General features: G+C 48.0%; 2 protein-coding genes. Both read right to left on the bottom strand.

Annotated features, from left to right (window positions below; all coding sequences use genetic code 11):
• On the bottom strand, positions 1-593 hold a 593-nt coding region (gene dhaL / locus H8S07_RS14205; protein WP_186856271.1), incomplete at its 3' end, for a dihydroxyacetone kinase subunit DhaL.
• A gap of 13 nt (positions 594-606) precedes the next feature.
• Positions 607-1,602, bottom strand: coding sequence for a dihydroxyacetone kinase subunit DhaK (locus tag H8S07_RS14210; RefSeq protein ID WP_021860018.1), 996 nt, complete (start codon positions 1,600-1,602; stop codon positions 607-609).
• Positions 1,603-1,610: the final 8 nt, after the last annotated feature.

The raw sequence follows: 1,610 nt of genomic DNA on the forward strand, positions 1-1,610 counted from the left end.
CAGCAGGAGGTTGCTCCTGCATCCAGCACGCCTCTGGATCTCTCGCCCAGACGGCTGGAACGTCCGAATTTTGCTACCATGTCCTTGGTAGAATCGCGTCCTGCTTCTGCAGCTTTCTTCATCTCTGCCAGTGCTTCTTTGAAATCTTTTCCTTCTGCTCCGGCTGCTTTCATTACGTCCACGGATGGCGCCAGTGTATCTACTAATGTCTTGTCTCCGACTTTCGCATCTACGATTCCGTACAGTCCGTTCAGTCCGGCTTCCAGCATTGCTCCAAGATCTGCCGCTGTGATCTCATCCAGATCTTCTCCTGCTTCTGCCATGTCCATGAAGATTGTTCCATAGATCGGTCCCATAGATCCTCCGATCTCATTTAACAGGATCATTCCCAGTTCGTCCAGTCCTTCGGAGAAACTGATATCTTCATCTTTGAATCTCTCTTCAAATACAGAGAATCCTTTGTTCATGTTCATTCCGTGATCGCCGTCTCCGATCAGTCCGTCTACTTCCCCAAGATATGCTTTGTTATCCTGGATTCCTTTTACCATGCGCATCAGCACCGGTTTTCCTGCTGCGTTTTTAAATGCTCCCATTTTACAAAGCCTCCTAATCCTGTTTCAGTCCCATAGAGTATGCCGGCATATCTATGAGCTCTTTTAATTCATCATCCAGTTTCATGACCGTTAAGGTTGCTCCCATCATCTCCAGGGATGTGAAATAGTTGCCTACATATGCCTTATGTGTCTTGATTCCTTTTTCTGTAAGGAGTCTGTCGATCTCATCATACAACACATACAGTTCCATCACCGGTGTTGCTCCGAGTCCGGATACGAGTACGACAACTTCGTCCCCTTCTACGAACGGATAATCCGGTACGACAACGTCTACCATACGTTTTGCCATCTCATTGGCTGACTCTAACGGGCATACTTCGATTCCCGGCTCTCCGTGATGTCCGATTCCGACTTCCATCGTTCCTTCTTTGATCTCGAAGTTCGGATGTCCGACTGCCGGAAGAGTACACGGTGTCAGACCGATTCCTACGGATCTTGTATTGTCAATGGCTTTCTGCGCAGCTGCGATAACTTCGTCCAGATCGCCGCCTTTTGCAGCTTTTGCTCCGCCGACTTTCCACATCAGCACTTCGCCTGCCACACCTCGTCTCTTCTCTCTCTGATCCTTCGGTGCGGATGCTACGTCATCGTTTGCTACAACCGTTTTGACTGTAATTCCGGCTTTCTTTGCCATCTTCACTGCCATCTTTACATTCATGTTATCTCCGGAATAGTTTCCGTATAAGCATGCAACACCTTTTCCCTGGTCTGCTACTTTGCATGCATCCAGGAATGCGGCTGCTGTCGGTGAAGAGCAAATCTCTCCGACCGCTGCTGCGTCACACATATTTTTTCCAACATATCCGACAAATGCCGGTTTGTGTCCGGATCCTCCTCCGGTTACGACTCCGACTTTTCCTTCCGGGATGTCTTTTGCTTTTACAACTCTTCCGTTCTCTGTGCTCTCTACAATATCGGAATGTGCTTTCAGAAAACCTTTAAGCATCTCATCTACGATATTGTCCGGGTTGTTCATAATCCGCTGCATATCTATTT

This window comes from Dorea hominis (assembly GCF_014287705.1).
GTDB classification, from domain to species: domain Bacteria; phylum Bacillota; class Clostridia; order Lachnospirales; family Lachnospiraceae; genus Dorea_D; species Dorea_D hominis.

Bases quoted from the DNA above. Each gene is read 5' to 3' on its own strand.
- H8S07_RS14210 (WP_021860018.1), bottom strand. From the start codon at position 1,602: ATGCAGCGGATTATGAACAACCCGGACAATATCGTAGATGAGATGCTT.